Origin of the sequence: Priestia aryabhattai (assembly GCF_023715685.1) — a bacterium.
GTDB classification, from domain to species: domain Bacteria; phylum Bacillota; class Bacilli; order Bacillales; family Bacillaceae_H; genus Priestia; species Priestia aryabhattai_B.
On record NZ_JAMBOQ010000004.1, the window covers coordinates 48,884 to 67,654 of the forward strand.

General features: G+C 36.9%; 16 protein-coding genes and 2 pseudogenes. 12 read left to right on the forward strand and 6 right to left on the reverse strand.

Annotated elements, in window-relative coordinates; genetic code table 11:
• Window positions 1-53: 53 nt before the first annotated feature.
• Complete coding sequence (locus tag M3225_RS18830) at window positions 54-920, reverse strand: AraC family transcriptional regulator (RefSeq protein WP_251396222.1); 867 nt, start codon at window positions 918-920, stop codon at window positions 54-56.
• 165 nt (window positions 921-1,085) lie between these two features.
• On the opposite strand from M3225_RS18830, the gene M3225_RS18835 reads away from it, so the two are divergent.
• From M3225_RS18835 to M3225_RS18845, 3 genes are read left to right on the forward strand one after another with little or no spacing between them, the layout of a single operon-like run.
• The gene (locus M3225_RS18835; RefSeq protein WP_251396224.1) at window positions 1,086-2,591 is read left to right on the forward strand and encodes a UxaA family hydrolase; all 1,506 of its coding nucleotides are present in this window, start codon (window positions 1,086-1,088) and stop codon (window positions 2,589-2,591) included.
• A 50-nt stretch (window positions 2,592-2,641) separates the two neighbouring features.
• Window positions 2,642-3,655 carry a zinc-binding alcohol dehydrogenase family protein gene (locus M3225_RS18840; protein WP_251396226.1) on the forward strand — a complete coding sequence of 338 codons (1,014 nt, stop codon included), beginning with the start codon at window positions 2,642-2,644 and terminating at the stop codon, window positions 3,653-3,655.
• 51 nt (window positions 3,656-3,706) lie between these two features.
• Window positions 3,707-5,200, forward strand: coding sequence for a tagaturonate reductase (locus M3225_RS18845; protein WP_251396228.1), 1,494 nt, complete (start codon window positions 3,707-3,709; stop codon window positions 5,198-5,200).
• An 88-nt stretch (window positions 5,201-5,288) separates the two neighbouring features.
• Here the strand turns inward: M3225_RS18845 and M3225_RS18850 are convergent, their stop codons facing one another.
• The gene (locus tag M3225_RS18850; protein ID WP_251396230.1) at window positions 5,289-6,521 is read right to left on the reverse strand and encodes a cytochrome P450; all 1,233 of its coding nucleotides are present in this window, start codon (window positions 6,519-6,521) and stop codon (window positions 5,289-5,291) included.
• Window positions 6,522-6,638: 117 nt separating this feature from the next.
• On the reverse strand, window positions 6,639-7,892 hold the full coding sequence (locus M3225_RS29840; RefSeq protein ID WP_251396232.1) for a cytochrome P450 family protein: 1,254 nt from the start codon (window positions 7,890-7,892) through the stop codon (window positions 6,639-6,641).
• Between the two features lie 222 nt (window positions 7,893-8,114).
• On the opposite strand from M3225_RS29840, the gene M3225_RS18860 reads away from it, so the two are divergent.
• The gene (locus M3225_RS18860) at window positions 8,115-9,011 is read left to right on the forward strand and encodes a TetR/AcrR family transcriptional regulator (RefSeq protein ID WP_251396233.1); all 897 of its coding nucleotides are present in this window, start codon (window positions 8,115-8,117) and stop codon (window positions 9,009-9,011) included.
• Window positions 9,012-9,279: 268 nt separating this feature from the next.
• Here the strand turns inward: M3225_RS18860 and M3225_RS18865 are convergent.
• Window positions 9,280-9,579, reverse strand: a pseudogene (locus M3225_RS18865) (ROK family protein); the annotation flags it as partial.
• 27 nt (window positions 9,580-9,606) lie between these two features.
• On the opposite strand from M3225_RS18865, the pseudogene M3225_RS18870 reads away from it, so the two are divergent.
• From M3225_RS18870 to M3225_RS18890, 5 genes and pseudogenes are all read left to right on the forward strand, one after another.
• A pseudogene (locus M3225_RS18870) lies at window positions 9,607-9,939 on the forward strand (cytochrome c oxidase subunit 3); the annotation flags it as partial.
• Window positions 9,940-10,236: a cytochrome o ubiquinol oxidase subunit IV gene (gene cyoD / locus M3225_RS18875; RefSeq protein ID WP_025751946.1), complete on the forward strand. Its 297-nt coding sequence runs from the start codon at window positions 9,940-9,942 to the stop codon at window positions 10,234-10,236. It begins immediately after the preceding pseudogene.
• A 144-nt stretch (window positions 10,237-10,380) separates the two neighbouring features.
• Window positions 10,381-10,875, forward strand: a complete 495-nt coding sequence (locus M3225_RS18880; RefSeq protein WP_251396234.1) for a universal stress protein — start codon at window positions 10,381-10,383, stop codon at window positions 10,873-10,875.
• 209 nt (window positions 10,876-11,084) lie between these two features.
• Window positions 11,085-11,264 (forward strand): hypothetical protein, encoded by a 180-nt coding sequence (locus M3225_RS18885; RefSeq protein ID WP_251396235.1) that lies wholly within the window; start codon window positions 11,085-11,087, stop codon window positions 11,262-11,264.
• 171 nt (window positions 11,265-11,435) lie between these two features.
• Window positions 11,436-12,320, forward strand: coding sequence for an SDR family oxidoreductase (locus M3225_RS18890; protein WP_251396236.1), 885 nt, complete (start codon window positions 11,436-11,438; stop codon window positions 12,318-12,320).
• 59 nt (window positions 12,321-12,379) lie between these two features.
• On the opposite strand, the gene M3225_RS18895 is transcribed toward M3225_RS18890, so the two are convergent.
• Window positions 12,380-13,282, reverse strand: coding sequence for a COX15/CtaA family protein (locus tag M3225_RS18895; RefSeq protein ID WP_251396237.1), 903 nt, complete (start codon window positions 13,280-13,282; stop codon window positions 12,380-12,382).
• A 389-nt stretch (window positions 13,283-13,671) separates the two neighbouring features.
• Here M3225_RS18895 and M3225_RS18900 point away from each other — a divergent pair, with 389 nt between their 5' ends.
• The 3 genes from M3225_RS18900 to M3225_RS18910 all read left to right on the forward strand — a co-directional run bounded on the left by M3225_RS18900 (window position 13,672) and on the right by M3225_RS18910 (window position 17,109).
• A complete protein-coding gene (locus M3225_RS18900; protein WP_251396238.1) occupies window positions 13,672-15,108 on the forward strand; it encodes an NAD(P)-binding domain-containing protein in 1,437 nt (478 codons plus the stop codon).
• 37 nt (window positions 15,109-15,145) lie between these two features.
• Window positions 15,146-15,472: a Na-translocating system protein MpsC family protein gene (locus M3225_RS18905; protein WP_013056580.1), complete on the forward strand. Its 327-nt coding sequence runs from the start codon at window positions 15,146-15,148 to the stop codon at window positions 15,470-15,472.
• A 260-nt stretch (window positions 15,473-15,732) separates the two neighbouring features.
• Window positions 15,733-17,109 carry an NCS2 family permease gene (locus M3225_RS18910; protein WP_251396240.1) on the forward strand — a complete coding sequence of 459 codons (1,377 nt, stop codon included), beginning with the start codon at window positions 15,733-15,735 and terminating at the stop codon, window positions 17,107-17,109.
• Between the two features lie 80 nt (window positions 17,110-17,189).
• Here M3225_RS18910 and M3225_RS18915 read toward each other — a convergent pair whose 3' ends face one another.
• A complete protein-coding gene (locus M3225_RS18915; protein WP_251396853.1) occupies window positions 17,190-18,524 on the reverse strand; it encodes an ArsB/NhaD family transporter in 1,335 nt (444 codons plus the stop codon).
• Window positions 18,525-18,771 lie beyond the last annotated feature (247 nt).

Below are 18,771 nucleotides of genomic sequence, written 5' to 3' on the forward strand. Positions count from 1 at the left end.
GGTACAAGCACATCGTCACTTATGTGCTTGTACCTTTTTTTGTATTACTTCGTTTATATGTTACTTGTGTCATTTTTCTTTCTATAGATAGCTGGAGTTATATTCATATATTTTTTAAACATTCGATAAAAATGAGGGTTACTTTCAAATCCACACATTTCAGCGATATGGGAAATTGTATAATTGGTTTTTAGTAAAAGTTCTTTCGATTTAATAATCCGCTTTGTATTGATATAGACAGTTAACCCTATCCCTGTTGTTTCCTTGAAAACCCTGCTGAAGTGAGAAGGACTGACTAAACATTTATCTGCAAGAGTTGTCAATGAGAGAGGTTCATGTAGATGTTCGTTTATATGACGTAAAATGTCTGCAATCCACTCTACCTTATACGTATTATTTTTTACAGCTCCCTTGCTTTTGGCGTGAGTACGATATAACTCTAGCATCATCTGGTGAACAATCAGTAGGACATAATGCTTTGAACCCGGTTCTTCGTTAGTTATTTCCTCATAAATTTGTATAAGCAATTTTTCGATTTGTTGTTTTTCCTCTGATTGCAACGAAATTTTATAGTTTTTACCCTTTTTTACTACGTCAAAAATACTAAAATAAGAAAAAGAATCATTAATCAAATCCTTATAGATTAACATAGGGCTAAAAAAAAGAATAGTAGACGTTACAGGGTTTTCTTTATCTGGCATCGCTCGATGAATTGTATTATTAGGAATTAAAAAAATATCTCCTTGATTCATTTCGTAAAAAATATCACCTACAAAAAAAGTTCCTTTTCCTCCATAAACGTACACCATCTCATAATAATCATGCATATGGTTAGATAATTCTTTTTGAGGACTTTTCGTATCCTTATAGACAAATAAAAATGGAAAATTGCTGTGTAATTCACTTTTTAAGTTACTCATGAAATCCACCTCCTCTTTTTACTAATTTATATCAAAAAACAGTATAAATACAGCAAAAACCGCAATTTTTATTTCAAGTATTGATGGTACTATATAAATATATTCGCAAAATGAAAACGTTATCTTTTTAGAGCATCTAAATATGAGGCAAATGGAGGGGGAAAAATGAGTAAGGTTATTCAATTACATTCAAAAGACAGTGTTGTTATTTCTATAAAGGAAATTGCCAAAGGTGAAGTTATAAACGTGCAAGGCGAGGGTAAAAACAGCATTGAAATTCCTATTCGTACTGATATTCCTAGAGGTCATAAAATTTTAGTAAAGCCCCGAAAAAAAGGTGAGGACATCTTTAAATATGGATACTCAATTGGGAAAGCTAAAACAGATTTAGAAGAAGGAGAGTGGATTCATACTCATAATTTACAATCCGGATTAAGTGGTGTTCTGAATTATGAGTACCAGCCAATTACTCAACCAAATATTCCAAAAGCTTTGAATTATACGTTTCAAGGATATATTCGTGAAAATGGCGAAGTAGGAATTCGTAATGAAATTTGGATTATTAATACGGTTGGGTGTATTAATAAAACGTGTGAACTTCTAGCTAAAATGGCGACTGAACAGTTCAGAGATGAAAGAGTGGATGGAATTTATCATTTTCCTCACCCATACGGCTGCTCGCAATTAGGAGATGATCTCACAAATACACAAAAGCTTTTAGCTGCTTTAACTCAGCATCCAAATGCTGCGGGTATTCTAGTCGTTGGATTAGGTTGTGAAAATAATCAAATTGAAGCGTTTAAAGAGGTTATTGGTGAGTATGCGACAGGTCGTATTAAATTCCTTAAAGCACAAGAAGTTGAAGACGAATTAGAAAAAGGAATATCTCTTATTTCGGAGTTAGTAGCACATGCTAATCAATATGAACGCCAACCTATCCCTCTTTCAAAACTAAAAATAGGTTTGAAGTGTGGAGGATCAGATGGTTTCTCAGGTATTACAGCGAACCCGTTAGTTGGAGCAGTTTCTGATATAGTCGTTGCTAGTGGAGGAACAGCTATTTTAACAGAAGTACCAGAAATGTTTGGTGCGGAAACGATTCTAATGAGTCGGGCTAAGAATGAAGAAACGTTTAACAAAATTACAAATCTAGTTAATGATTTTAAAGAATATTTTATTCGGCATAATCAAGAAATTTATGAAAATCCATCCCCAGGAAATAAAGACGGTGGAATTAGCACTCTAGAGGAAAAATCTCTTGGTTGTACACAAAAAGGAGGGAATTCTAGAGTTGAAGATGTTGTTCCATATGGTGAGCGGGTAATCAAATCAGGATTGAACCTAGTAAATGCCCCTGGAAATGATTTGATTTCCGTAACAGCATTAGCTGCAGCGGGTGCTCATATTGTGTTGTTTACAACGGGGAGAGGTACACCATTTGGAGGTCCCGTACCTACAGTGAAGATATCTACAAACTCCGAGTTAGCACATCGCAAAAAACATTGGATTGATTATAATGCAGGCAGGCTAATTGAAGATCAAACCATAGAGGAACTAAAGCATGATTTATTGCAGTATATTTTGAATGTTGCTTCAGGTCAAACTCAAACAAATAATGAACGTTTAGGCTTTCGAGAAATTAGTATTTTTAAAGAAGGCGTCATTCTCTAATATGCGTGTATTGAATAAAAGAATCTTAAATTGAAATGGAGAGATAAAGCATGAAAAGCATTGTATGTGAACAGCCCAACCAGTTGAAAAAAGTGGAAAGTAAAAGACCTATCCCCCAGGCAGAAGAAGCATTAATTCGTATTCAACGTATTGGGATATGTGGTACAGACATTCATGCCTATGAAGGAAACCAGCCCTTTTTCACTTACCCTCGTGTACTCGGTCATGAATTGTCAGGATACATTGAATTTATTCCTCACAATGAGTTGGGATTAAAAGCTGGTGATCAAGTCTCCATTATCCCTTATATGGAATGTGGAAAATGCATTGCTTGTAGAAATGGAAAAACAAATTGCTGTACAGATATGAAAGTATTAGGTGTACATATTGAAGGAGGAATGAGTGAGTGGATTACGGTTCCTTATACGCATTTAGTGAGAGCTGAGGGACTAACACTTGACCAAGCTGCAATGGTGGAACCATTAAGTATAGGAGCTCATGCAGTTAGACGCGCTGAGATTCAGCAAGGAGAGTTTGTCTTAGTTATTGGTGCTGGTCCTATTGGTTTAGGGGTGATGGCATTTGCTAAAGACCAAGGAGCAAAAGTCATAGCAATGGATGTAAATAACGAGCGCTTAGCATTTGCCAGTGAATGGGCTAAAGTGGACTATACGCTAAATGTTCTTAATAATCCGTTTGATAAATTAGTAGAGTTAACAAATGCAGAGATGCCAACAATAGTATTTGATGCAACGGGCAATGCTAAATCAATGACAGAGGCATTTAACTATTCGGCTCATGGCGGAAAATTAATATACGTAGGTCTAGTGAAAGCAGACATCTCATTTAACGATCCAGAATTCCATAAAAGGGAGCTGACGCTGATGGGAAGCAGGAATGCTACGTTAGAAGATTTTCATTATGTAGTAGACACTCTGAAATGCAACAAAGTAGATTTAAATCGCTATATTACGCACCGAGCACAGTTTGATCAACTAATTGAACAGTTTGAAGACTGGTTAACTCCTGAAGCAAATGTGATTAAAGCTATTGTAGAAATATAATCAATCACTATGAAAAGCTAAGCAATTCATTATACAAAGGAGGAATCTACATTGAATAATTCACAAGATACTTTAAACCCACTTAATAAAAAGACCGCTCCTATTCAAGATAACTATGTAGGCTTAGAATATCCTATAAAAGTGTTACAGATTGGAGAAGGAAATTTCCTGCGTGGCTTCTGTGACTGGATGATTCATCAATGCAACAAGAAAGGCTATTTTCAAGGAAGTATTGCTGTCACGCAGCCTCGACCTGCGGGGAAAGAGAAAATAGACAAATTGAAGGAGCAAGATGGACTCTATACCTTGCTTACACGTGGAGTGGAAAACGGAGATACGGTTACGTCTAGTGAAGTAATTTCTGTTTTCTCCCAAGTCATTAATCCATACGAAGAGTGGAATACCTTTTTACAATTAGCAGCAAATCCTACATTGGAATTTGTAATCTCTAATACGACGGAAGCGGGACTTAACTATCAGCCAACTTTATTAGAAGAAGGTGTCCCAATTCAATCATTTCCGGGAAAATTAACACTCTTTTTGTACCATCGCTATTTGCATTTCAGTGGAAATACAAAAAAAGGGTTAACTATGCTTCCGTGTGAACTTCTTGAAAAAAATGGAGATACCTTAAAAGAATGCGTGCTCCGTTATAGTAAAGAGTGGGAGTTACCTGAAGCATTTATAAAATGGATAAAAGAACATAATTTATTCCTTAATTCGTTGGTAGATCGAATAGTCACAGGATTTCCTAAGGCAGAAGCAGAAGCTTTATTTACAGCATGGGGATATGAGGATTTCTTACTGAATACAGCAGAACCTTATCATTTTTGGGCTATAGAAGGAAACAGTGAATTAGATCATCGCCTTCCTTTTAAAAAAGCCGGTTTAAATGTGCATTGGGTGAAGGATTTATCTCCTTACCAAACACGAAAAGTCCGTATCTTAAATGGGGCTCATACACTTATGGCATTACGTGGAATTTTGTCAGGAGTCGAAACAGTAAAAGAATTTATGGAAAACGCCAACTTTAATCACTTTCTGCATGAAGTAATAAAAAAAGAAGTTATTCCTTCTACCCAAGGTGATTTTAATGAAAATAAAGTATACGCAGAAGAGGTATTTGAACGATTCACCAATCCATTTATTCATCATCGTCTTGCTGATATTTCATTAAACAGCTTATCAAAATTCAAGCATCGTCTACTGCCCACTTTAAAAAGCTATGTCGACCTAAACAGAGCACTTCCTCTTGGAATTGTTCAAGCCTTTGCAGTGCTTATTCGTTTTTATAAAGTAGAGAAGCTTAAAGGCACTTGGACAGGAGAAGGTTTTAAGGGCCAACCATATATATTAAAAGATGAAGAATATATTTTAGAGTTTTATAGAGACCAGTGGTTGCAATATCAAAAAAATCAGATTTCTCTCTTGCAACTGGTTGAAAATATCCTAGGGAATAAAGATTTTTGGGATGAGGATTTGAATGGTATTAAAGGCCTCTCAAATTTGGTACATAAATACTTAAACGAGATAATAAAAGCCTAGTAAATAACGGAATGATAAAAGAAAAGAGAAACATGAGGGAGAAGATACACCTCTTTCACGTTTCTCTGCTTTGTCTTGTACATAAACTTTATCTGTACACCGTCATGGGCAAGTATGTTAAAGATTGACCCGTAGCTGAAGCTGTTAAATGCGATTCTAATTCAAAATCTTCAAATGGTTCGATGTGAGAAAATGCCTCTAAAAATGCTTCTAATATGATTTTCATTTCAAGTCGGGCAAGAGGGGCGCCTAAACAAAAATGAGGTCCGTTTCCAAATGTTAAGTGCTTTTTATTGGTTGGACGGTGAATATCTACAGAAAAAGGGTTTTCAAACATATTTTCATCCATATTACATGCACTCATCCACGCAATAACTACATCTCCTTTTTTTAGCTTAACGCCTAATAACTCGTTATCTTGTTTAACCGTGCGATCTCGTCTGGAGATGTGAAACCGATATCGAAGCATTTCTTCTACTGCTTTTGGAGCTAACTCTCTATTGTTTCTCAGCTCGCTGTATAACGACTTGTCGTCATATAAGAAAGAATAAAACATATTTGCAATGGCGTGACTTGTGGTTTCAACTCCTGCACCTAAAAGCAGCATGGTAGCGTGCACAATTTCTTCATCTGTGAATTTTTCACCATCAACTTCCGCTTGAATTAAGTCTGAGATAATATCATCAGAAAGGTTAGAACGCTTTTCAATAACAATAGGATAGAGGTATTGAAAATATTCTGCTCCTGCACGTTGTTTTTCTTGTTCAATCTCTGCTAATCTTTCTTGGTCATAAGGCTGAAAGAGAATATCTACCCATTTTTTGAACTGATATCGATCTTTTACCGGTACGCCGAATAGATCTGCTATAACTAAGCTAGGAAAAGGAGAGGATAAATCTTCAACAATATTAATAGTTGAATTCTTTTGTATCGCTTCTACAAGGTCTGCTGCAATTTGTTTGATTCGCGGTTCCCAGTTTTTTAAACTACGAGGAGTAAAGGCTGCAGCAAGCAAAGATCGAGCTTTCCGGTGATCAGGAGGATCTAAGTTTGTGAGATTAGTAATTGGAGATGTGCTTTTTTTCTTACTATTATCTCCAACAAAAATAGTCGTTCTTTGTCCATCGCTTGAAAAAAATTCGTAGTTGCTCAAGACTTGTTTAACATGGTCGTATTTAAATACATTCCATGTGTTTGTTTTTTCATGAAAATAAACAGGGTGGTTGTTCAGCATTTCTTTATACCATTCAATAGGGAAAAACTCTTCTGCACGTGATTGGAATTTTGGAATTTCTGTAACGGGAATGACTTCTTTGTTCATATGATCTTATTCCTCCTTTAGAATAGGTATAGATTTGGAATCTAATAGCTATATAGCTCAGCAGTTGTCACTTGCTAGATAAATAATTACTTTGTTGAATTGTACTTTTTAGATGTTTTAAAAAATAACCGGCAATGAAGTTACTCCTTGTGAGCTCAGTGTAAAATGTAAATTTACTTCTTCCCGAGGAATGGAAAGGCGCAGATTAGGCATACGTCTTAGTAGAGTAGAAAAGGCAACATCTGCTTCTATACGAGCTAGTGGAGCTCCTAAGCACATATGAATACCATGACCAAAGGCCAAGTGGCGCTTGATAGGGCGCATAATATCAAGTTCCTCCGCATCTATAAACTGCTGCTCATCACGATTTGCTGACTTTAAGACAGGAATTACCATGTCGCCTTTTTTAATCTGTTGACCGCCCAATTCAAGATCTTTTGTAGCATAACGAGGTCCTGAAATAGTGGCTGGTCCATTAAAACGAAGCAATTCTTCAACAGCTGACGATACTAAGGCAGGGTCGGCTTTAATTTTTTTCAGCTGTTCAGGATGATCAAATAACATTAAAGATCCGGTCGCGATTAAATTTGATGTAGTCTCATGACCAGCAAAAATTAATAATGTAATCATTGAAAGCAATTCTGTTTCACTTAAGCGATCTCCTTCTTCTTCAATCGCGACTAACTGACTTATTAAGTCGTCGGCAGGGTGCTTACGCTTAGCATCTACCAACTGCATGGTGTACGTTCCAAAAGCTTTTATTTGCTTTTCCACGCCAGGATCTCTTCTCCCTAAGCTCAGCCCTCTTGCAATAGCAGCAGACCAGCCGTGAATTTTTTCTTTATCTTCTTTTGGAACACCAAGCATGTCAGAAATAACGTTGATGGGTAATGGAAAGGCGTAGTCTTTAACAAGATCCATTTTCCCTTTGTCATGTACTTCATCGAGTAACTCATCGGCTATTTCCTGTACACGTGGACGTAAGCTTTCCATGTATCTTGGCGTAAATGCTTTTGATACAAGCGTGCGTAGGCGTCGGTGATCTGGATCATCAACAGAAAGCATCGATTGTCCTCCAAAGAATGTAGGGGGATCGGACTCATCAGCTTTATGTTTTCGCGTATCATGATTTTTGCTAACAGAACTTTGGTCTACCGTAAAATGATGGTGATCTTTTAGAACTTGCATAGCCTCTTCCATACGAGTCACTACCCAAGCCTGAGTTTTTATTTCTTCCATCGGAGAAGGAATAGGAATAACGGCGCCCATCTCCCGCATTTTCGAAAATAACACAAATGGATTTTTACAGCTCTTACCACTAAATAAGTCTAAAACTTCCTTATCTTCTACGGTTTTATCTAGGTTTTTCACAAAAACATTCCTTTCTACATATAGTTGTAGCCGGATATAGCTTTTTTTACAGGTAATTAACCTATACTATTAGTACATTTTTATACTACATGTATAAAAATGTACTAATAGTATATAATTATTTTTACTTGTTTATCAAGGAAAAAGGATAAAATTTACGTAGGAAAAGGCAGATAAGTTATACTAAATAAAAAGTAAATTGTAAACAGAGGAGTAACAGCAATGAATCAAAAACAGCTCGATATTTTAGGGCATACACATCAGCTTTTTATGGAAAAAGGATACGTAGACACTTCGGTACAAGATATATTAGAAAGAAGCGGTATTTCAAAAGGAACATTTTATAAATATTTCTCTTCTAAAAGCGAACTGCTTATCTCATTACTTTCGTCTCTGCAAGAATCACTTATTCTACAAAGAGAAAAAGTAGCCATTGAATATAAAGGGGATAATCAGAAGGTATTTGAAGAACAGATGATCTTTATGCTGAACTTTGCAGAGCAAAACAAAATTCCTGAAATTATTGAAAGTACACTCATTTTAAATGAAGTTAAAACATTTCATTATATAGAGGAGTTAAAAGCGGCAACATTCAACTGGATATATGAACGCTTTCAGCAGATTTTTCCATCTAATACTGCTCCTTATTTATTTGATGGAGCCGTGCTGCTAGAAGGAATGCTTAATAATATGTTTAAAATGAATAAAGCACTAAACTATCCATTACCTATTGAACAAATTGTCCGTTATTGTATAAAGCGTACAGAGGAAATCGTAATCGAAGTAGCAGAACAAAAAGAACAATTATTTAATCCTTTCGTTTACTCTGCGGTGTTTAATAAGAAAACGGAAAGTCATTTTTCGACTGATCTGACGCGTGTAACCGCGAAGTTAAAACGGGTGATTGAAAATAAACTAACAAACGAAGAGGAGCGGAAAAAAAGTCTAGAATTTGTTACGTTTATATCTGATGAATTACTGCAAAATGATACGGAGCCTCGCACATTTATTATTCAGAGCTCTCTTTTATCGCTAGAGAAAATCAATACTCTTGCACAGAGCAAAGAGCTAGAAGAATATAAGGAAGTCATAACTACTCTGACAAGACATGCTTCATAATTTAAAAAGCAGATAAGCTAAACTAACAGGCAAGGCTCTGCGTAGTCCATGAAAGAGCAGGTTGCCTATAACATATAAACAGCCAGTTGCCGTTATGATAGGTGACTGGCTGCATGGGATGAAAAAGGTGAGGGTGGAAACAGGCATAATACTCTTGTTAAAACTGTTTAAATTCTTTCCTTTTGATAGAAAATCTATTAATCGAAAATAGCTGCTTCATTCTTAAAATCAAACGTGATATAGTTTACTAACCTTTGCGTTCACTTAACTAACTTATAGGACTAACACTTAAGAAAGAATCAATAACGATGGAAACAGCTCCTAAAGCAGGTGCATTTTTTCCTAACGAAGAAGGCAGTAGTTCACATTTATTTTCTAAATAAGAATGGACCCTAGAAGAAACTTCATTTTTAATGGTATTTAAAACAATGGGATGAGATTCAATTATATGATTTCTCAAGATAACAGCCTCTACATCAAATGTATTGAGAATATTGGTTAATCCAATGCCGATATAAAAGCCAAAGTTTTGAAGTGCATTTAACATTTCTACATCATTTTTATTGGCGCGTTCAACAATTTCTTTTCGAGAAATATAAAGCCTTTAATTGGGTGGCTAATCGTAACTCTGCTTTTAGGTGTGTGCTTTGTTGGCCTTGAAATTCATGAATTTCAAACAATGGTTCATGAAGGAGCAACCATTTCTACGAGCGCATTTTTTACAGCTTTCTATACGCTAGTTAGTACGCATGGGCTGCACGTTTCTATCGGAATCATTTGGATGATTTCAATTACAATTCAATTAAAACGATACGGAATTACCTCTGTAACAAAGCGAAAAGTCACGATTATCAGCTTATACTGGCATTTCCTTGATGTTGTTTGGATCTTCCTTTACACGGTCGTGTATTTAATGGGGGTGATGTAGATGGAGAACCATGGGTCGTTAAAAGCTTATACAATAGGATTTATTTTCTCGATTATCTTAACTGTTATTCCTTTGCTGCTGGTATTAAACCACGTACTTGCTAAAAATATATTGCTAGCTAGCATTCTAGGAATGGCCGTGCTTCAATTTTTCGTTCAATTGTTTTTCTTCATGCATATTAAAGATGGAGAGAAGCCTCGTTATAATGTGATGGCTTTAATACTTGGAATTGTTTTTGTTATTACGATTGTAGCAGGATCTATTTGGATAATGACTTTTAACTCTCAAGTTCAATGAAAATGGAGCCGTGTGTAGTGCACGGCTCTATTTTTATTAACTTCTCTATATTGTGATAAATATCACATACTTTCGTTTGCACCAGAAGTAGAATAAAAGTGTAGCCAGGAAAGTTCTTTATAAACGAAAGATAAAGGAGAGATTATGATGAATATTTATCGTAATATACTCGTAGCAGTAGACGGTTCTGTAGAAGCAGAGTGGGCATTCAAAAAAGCAGTTAACAGTGCGAAAAAAAATAACGCTCATTTGATACTTTGTCACGTTATCGACATACAGGTGCTAAGTCCATCACCTTATGCATTCTATACGGATACACGCTTTCAAGATGCAGAGAAATTTGCTGAAGAACTTTTAACCAACTATAGTAAGCTAGCGATAAAGGCTGGAGTAACGAAAGTCGAGACATTAATTGAACATGGCTCTCCTAAAACAAAAATATCTAAAAAAATTGCACCAGAAAAGCACGTTGATTTAATTGTATGCGGTGCAACTGGGTTAAACGCAGTAGAGCGCATCTTAATCGGAAGTGTATCTCAGCATATTTTACGCTATGCCAAATGTGATGTGTTAATCGTTCGCACCCCTAAAGAAGCTGAAGAGGAATTAAAGCCTTTGCAAGTGGAACTGACAGAGTAGCAGTCACAGAAGAGAAAGAAATGAAGCTTATTGTTCGCAGCAGAAATGTAAAGCCCTCACCATTTATCTAAAGAGGCTGGGACAAAAGTAGTTTAGTTGAAAGAAGATCCGAACGATGAATCGAGATTCTTGATGGAGAATCCAACTCGTTCGGATTTTTTCAGTGTGATGGTGAACATAGGTTTCATGTATATAGTTGCTTCTAGCTGTTGATTGGAGGGCAAGGGGAAGACTCCTGCGGGAAAAGCGGAATAGGTGAGACCCCACAGGAGCGTAAGCGACGAGGAGGCTCACCAGCCGCCCGCGGAAAGCGAAGCCTTGCACGGAAATCAACAGCGGTGTACCAAGCGATCCATACTGGCTCATGTATCCAATTTGTTCGTCGTTAGATTGGATTGATGTAGTTATGTCTCAACCTCTTTTTTATGCGTAGTAATGGAAGGACGGTAATGATAGTAGAGCATATTAAACATGTTTACTGAAGAAGAAGACGGGAAGAACAAGGGTATAGAAAACTTTTCCTTAGTTGGTTAAGGTTGATTTATAAAGGAGTGACGAATATGTCAAAATTAAATAATCCATTAACTCAATATTTCCATGAAAACTATCCAAAACAGTATCAAGAACCGCCTGGTGTACAGAAAGAAATGAACGTCATCCCAGACTGCGGGGAGAACAGTTACATAGGTGCAGGTAAATTAAAAGGCAGAAAAGCTCTTGTGACAGGTGGAGATTCAGGTATCGGCCGAGCAGCAGCGATTGCTTACGCAAGAGAAGGCGCAGACGTTGCGCTTAATTACTTGCCACAAGAGCAAGCGGATGCAGAAGAAGTACAAAAGCTTATCGAAGCAGAAGGAAGAAAAGCTGTGCTCATACCTGGTGATGTAGGCGAAGAATCTTTTTGCAAAGAGCTAGTAGAAAAAGCTTATAAAGAGTTAGATGGATTAGACGTTTTAGCGCTCGTAGCAGGTAAACAGCAGGCAGTAGAAGACCTTGCTGATTTAGAAACGGACCAACTGCGCAAAACCTTTGAAGTGAATGTGTTCTCTTTATATTGGACCGTAAAAGCAGCGCTGCCTTATTTACCAGCAGGTGCTTCTATTATCACAACAAGTTCTGTACAGGGCTATAGCCCAAGTCCTAATTTATTAGATTATGCAGCTACAAAGTTTGCTATTAACGGATTCACTCGCGGACTAGCCAAGCAATTAGCTCCAAAAGGTATTCGCGTCAACTCCGTTGCTCCAGGACCTATCTGGACGCCGCTGCAAATTTCTGGAGGGCAGCCAAGCGATGCTATTCCAGCCTTTGGACAAGATACACCTTTGCAGCGTGCTGGTCAGCCGGTAGAGCTAGCAAATGTATACGTATTTTTAGCTTCAACGGATGCAAGCTACGTAACAGCTCAAGTTTATGGCATTACAGGCGGAATAGAATTAGCTTAACTCAAAAAAACACGTGCAGTTATGAACTGCACGTGTTTTTTTGTAGAGTTATTTCTGTTTTATTGTCTTTTTCCTTTTAAAGTCTGTACACAAATGTAGCTAAGCGTAGCGAATAAAGCTGTAATGAATGCCGAGTGAGACAGTGTAGCAAAGACATTTAAGCGAGACATTACAACAAATATACCGCTAAATATTTGAGCAATGGTTAAAGCAACCGCAATGATGGACGCATAGTAAATATCACGGCGAGTTTCTTTATACTGTTTGATGGCAGACACCATGATCCAAATGATAAGAACAAACAGCACAAGAGCAGCAAATCGGTGGGCAAAGTGAATGCCTGTTGTTCCTGAAAGCTTTGGAATAAGAGTATTGCCATAACAAGCAGGAAAGCTTGTACACGCTAAGCTTGCACCTTTGTGACGCACATATGCACCTAAATAAATATCGCAGTAAGTAAACAGAAGCGTAAACCATGCGAGCCATTTAAATTTGCCCGTGACCGCTCCTTTAATAAAATGGTCCGAACGGTCCTTTTGAATAACAAACATTGAAAGTAAAAATACACCGGTAAACGCAATAAGCGAAAGACCGAAATGCAGTGCTAGCGCTTCAGCTGACTGAGGCCAGATAACTGCAGAAGCTCCGAGTAATGACTCGATAACGATAAATGCAATACTCATAATCGCTAAAATTTTCACTTCACGTTTTCTGCGATAACGAATCCAAGCCCAAATAGAAAATGCTAAAACAAGAAGACCTGCAAATGCGGTAATCAAACGATGCGTATATTCAATCATTGTTGCTACTGCGTATTCGGGTATTAACTGCCCGTTACACAATGGCCACTCGTTTCCGCATCCTAATCCAGATCCTGTAGTTGTTACAAGGCTGCCGGCAATCATCAAAATAAACATGACAATCGTTGTAAATATAGCTGTTATTTTAAATAAATTTCTCATACGTTGACTCCCTTTGCTGAGTTACTAATTATGACTATAGATTTGATGAATACGATAGTCAAGTAGTAGAGCGTAATTAACAAATAACTGTCACAAACTTACACACGCTCTCCTTAAGATTGATGTCAGAAAAGCTTTCTTCATTAAACTTTGAAAGGGCTTTTTCATTTTAAACGATGTAAATATGGTTCCATACATAAGATGTAAAAAAATTATATTAGTGATTTTACACAATTCGTAAAAAAAACTTTAGAGAGAATGGAGATACAATCATATTCCAAAAGTGATAATATAAATATAAATCAAACGATGTTACAAAACCTATCATTTTATGTGAGATATAAAAAACTTTTTATCACGGAGAAACTTTATTGAAAGGAGAGATAACGATGAGCTTAGAAGCTTTAAATAAAAGAGTAGAAACCGATCTTTCTTACCTTTCCTTTAGGAAACCAACAGAAGTACAGCCAATCATTCCTAGGAATGAACACGTATATGATGTAATCATTATTGGAGGAGGTCAAAGCGGTTTAGGAACGGCCTTTGGTTTGCTGCGAGAACGCGTGTCAAATATTCTTGTTATTGACGAAAACCGTTCGGGTTTAGAAGGTCCGTGGGAAACATATGCACGAATGATCACCCTGAGAACGCCCAAAAACTTAACATCTATCGATTTAGGTATGCCTTCGCTTACGTTTCAAGCGTGGTGGGAAGCACAATTTGGCTCAGAAGGCTGGGAAGCTCTTGACAAAATCCCAAGAGGAGAGTGGATGAATTATTTGCGCTGGTATCGGAATATTCTTAACCTTCCTGTGGCAAATGAAATAAAATTAACGTTAATTGAGCCTACAGAAACAGGTATTCATCGCTTGCATATTAAAGGAAATGGAGCTGCGTGTCCTACACTGATGGCACGTAAAGTTATACTAGCTACAGGAATTCAAGGAGGAGGAGAGTGGCATGTCCCGCCTATGATTTCTGAAAAATTGCCGCCTCACCTTTATTCTCACACTTCACAAACCATTGATTTTACTACGTTAAAAAACAAAAAAGTAGCTGTTTTAGGAGGAGGAGCTTCCGCGTTTGATAACGCCAACTATGCGCTTTCCGAAGGGGTTGCTGAAGCTCATGTATTTGTTCGACGAAAAGAACTTCCGCGTATTAATCCAATCAGACAAATGGAAACTTCAGGAATGATTGAACGTTTCCATGCTCTATCAGATGATGAAAAATATGAAGTGATGGCTCATTTTTTCGAATACAATCAGCCGCCTACTAATGATACATTCGGACGCGCTTCCTCATGGCCAGGCTTTCATTTGCACGTACATGCCCCATGGCTCGATGTCGAGGAAAAGCAGGACAAAGCAGTTGTAACAACTCCTCAGGGAACGTTTGCGTTTGACTATTTAATTATTAGCACAGGGCTTCTAACAGATCCGGCTCTGCGTCCAGAATTACGACTTGTTGAAAGACACATCGCCCGCTGGAGCGATCATTACAAAGCACCACATGAAATCGCCAACCTAGTATTAGATGCCCATCCTTACCTTAGTAACGGCTTTGCTTTTTTAAATCGCGATAAAGAAGGTCAAAAAATGGTATATGGTCTTTTTGCTTTTAATTATTCCGCTTTAATTAGCTGTGGAATTTCTGCTTCCGCTCTTTCAGGTCTAAAATATGCGATACCGAAGCTCGTATCAGAAGTCGCCAATCAGCTTTTTATTGATAACCGCCATGAGAATTTAACCAATTTCTTTGACTATGATGAGCCTGAATTTGTTGGCAACTGGTCAAAGGACGATAATCAAGTGAAAACAATATAACAAAAACATATTTTTAACAATGAAAAAGGTGAAGCATATGGAGCCGATCTCTAAAAAGAAGATAGCTACTTTGTATACTCAAATTAGCCAAGAGATTTTTAATGTAGGCGTGAATACTCAAAAAATAGATATTATTGATAATAAAATTCTTATTCTAGCTCAATCAAAAAGAATGCCAGCTCTAGAAGCCCTCAGTGAAGAATATAGAGAATTAGTGATGTCTCTTGATGCCGCTTTGTCGACTAAATATAAAAAAATGCTAAAGCAAAAAGTGGAGCTTTTATTTGATATCCAGGTCACTTCTTTATTTAGAGATTATGATCCTGTTACAGAGAATTCTTGTACGGTTATTTGCTTTAAGTAACTTCTTCTCCATATAAATTGCAAAACGTTCGATGGAATCGTTTGTTTTGCAAAACAGGTAAAAGACGGATGCTTATCTTCTGTTTACAGAAGCAAAGAGCCGTGAAGATAGAAGGATTCCCTTCTGTTTTCACGGCTTTTTTTATAGATATTTTCATAAAAAAGGAGTGGAAAAATGGCTAAATATACACTTGTTAATAAAGGGGCTGTAAAAACTAGTTAAAAGAAAATCCAATCGATAATTAAAGGAGTGAAAAGCAAGTGGCGATGAATGAAAAAATGGAAGCTCAGCATATGGAACTAACAAAAAAGTCAGCACCTAATCCTTCATGGTTAGATAAGCTGTTTCATTTAACCGAACGCAAAACAGATGTAAAAACAGAAATTCTTGCTGGAATTACTACTTTTGTGACAATGAGCTATATTATCTTTGTTAATCCGACGATTTTATCAGATGCAGGCATTCCAAAAGAAGCAGCAATTGCGGCTACGATTTTTGCCACTGTCTTTGCAACTCTTTTGTTTGCGTTGTGGGCGAACATGCCTATTGCAGTAGCACCCGGAATGGGACTAAACGCTTTTTTTACGTATACAGTAGTATTGGGTGAAGGATTAACGTGGCAAACAGGTTTAGGAGCCGTATTTATTTCAGGCGTTGTGTTTTTTATTTTAACGATAACAGGCTTACGCAAGAAGATTATTGAAGGGATACCCGCTATTTTAAAAAGTGCTATTTCTGTTGGAATCGGTCTATTTATTGCTTTTATCGGCTTTAAGCAAGCAGGAATTATTGTAAGCAACAAAGAAAATTTGGTAGCACTTGGCCAACTTACAAAACCGGGCCCATTACTTGCTTTATTAGGTTTTATCGCCGTAACTGTATTAACTGCTCGAAAAATCAAAGGAGCTGCCCTAATTAGTATTTTACTAGTATCAATTGCCGGAGTGATGGTGGGCATAGTAGAAGCACCTAAAAGCATCAGCAGCGTTGTGTCGTTTTCAATGCCGAGCATGTCAGAAACTTTTTTACAAATGGATATTAAACCTGCTCTCCATTACGGTCTTTTCTCTATTATTTTTTCATTTACACTTGTGGAGCTATTTGATAATTTAGGATCGATGATTGGGCTATCTAAAAAAGCTGGATTAATGGATGAAAAAGGAGAAATTAAAGGATTAGATAAAGCTCTTATGGCAGATTCACTTGCGACTGTAGCCAGTGCTGCTATGGGATCTACCGCGATGAACGCATATGTAGAAAATGCTGTGGGAATTGCAGAAGGAGGCAAAACGGGCCTTAAAGCACTGATCGTTGCCATATTGTTTTTAGTGAGTATCTTATTTACTCCATTAATTAGTATTATTCCTTCTTTTGCTACAGCACCTATTTTAATTATGGTTGGGGCTCTCATGTTAACAGAAATAAAAAACATTCCTTTAGACGAGATAACAGATGCTGTGCCTGCTTTTTGTACTATTATTTTGATGCCGTTAACGTTTAGTATCGGCGAAGGCTTAGCGTTAGGGTTTTTATCTTATACTTTCGTTAAATTGTTAGCAGGCAGAGCGAAGGAAATTCACTGGATTATGTACATCATTAGCGCCGCTTTTATTATCAACTTCGTTTGGGCTGCTTGAGTGCATATATCTACAGTAAAAAAGACTTCTCAACTGAGAAGTCTTTTTAACCGTTCATGTAAATTTCAATTGCTCTTTCCTTACAGGAATAAAAGGTAGCGAAGGAAGATATATAACGTTGAAATCAAAAGAGATACGAGCGTAATTGGAGCTCCAATTTTCAAAAAATCCATAAACGAAAATTTATGTCCTTTTTTCACAGCCATGCCAGCTACAATTACATTGGCAGACGCTCCAATTAACGTACCGTTTCCTCCCAAACATGCTCCTAGTGCCAATGACCACCATAGTACATTGATTTGAGCAGAATCAGGGCTCATTCCCATTCCGTGAGCCATATCTTGAATAAGTGGAATCATTGTAGCAACAAAAGGAATATTGTCAATAACAGCTGAGGCAATTCCACTAATCCACAAAATCAGATAAGCTGACAGTGCTATATTGCCGTCTGTAACGTTTAAAGCGCCAGCAGCCAGCTTTTTAATAATGCCTACATCAATTAATCCTCCGACAAGAACAAACAAACCTGCAAAGAAAATAATAGTTGTCCATTCAACAGAATCAAACGCGCTTTCTACTTCATCATGACTTCTTAATCCAATTACCAATAGTACAGCAGCACCAGTAATGGCTACCATAGCGGCATCGATATGTAAAACGGAATGCAGCGTAAAACCTAGAATAGTTAATACTAATACAGTTAACGATTTTTTCATTAAAACGGAATCTTGAATATAATCTTTTTCATTTAAACTCATTAACTCTTGCTTTTTACAATCTTCTACTTTTAACTTTTTACGATAGATAAGGACAAGAATCCCCAGCGTCACAACACCGATAATCAGTACTGCAGGAGTTAAATTTAATAAAAAAGCATTAAAATCAAGGTGAGGATTCGCTGCCCCGATCATGATATTGGGCGGGTCGCCTATTAAAGTTGCCGTTCCTCCAATATTTGAAAATAGCACTTCTGATATAAGAAATGGAAAAGGATTAATATTTAAAATAGTAGTAATCGAAAAGGTAACGGGAACAATTAATAAAACAGTTGTTACATTGTCTAAAAAAGCGGACCCGACGCCTGTTAAAATCGATAAAATAACTAAGATTCGAACTGGATCACCTTTAGCGATTTTAGCAGACTTGATGGCTGCGTATTGGAACACGCCTGTTTTATTTGTGATACCAACTAAAATCATCATACCCATAAGAAGTACAATCGTTTCCCACTGAATGTGTTCGGTAATAGCATTATTAAAATCAACAATGCCTAAAAGAATCATTAATATAGCACCTAAAAGAGCTGCTGAAGCGCGATTGATCTTTTCGGTCATAATCAAAAAATATGTAATGATAAATATAATAATGGCTGCGTATACATGAAAACTTGTAATGTGTTGAATTGCATTGTGCATAACAGTAACCTGGCGATATGTCATCTAGACGTCACGAAGTGTAGATAACGCAAACTTTGGATGTTTTCCAGGTTTTCACCTCATCTTTCATCGTTTAATTTACATCCAACTTTACGGTGAAACTTCTATAAAAACCGTTTTAATTTAACGAACCTCCTTTAAGAGCTTTAGTATTCTTCAAAATTAAGATGATTCCTTCAGCATTATATCATATTTACATAAAAGCTTTCTTCTTGATTATTCAATG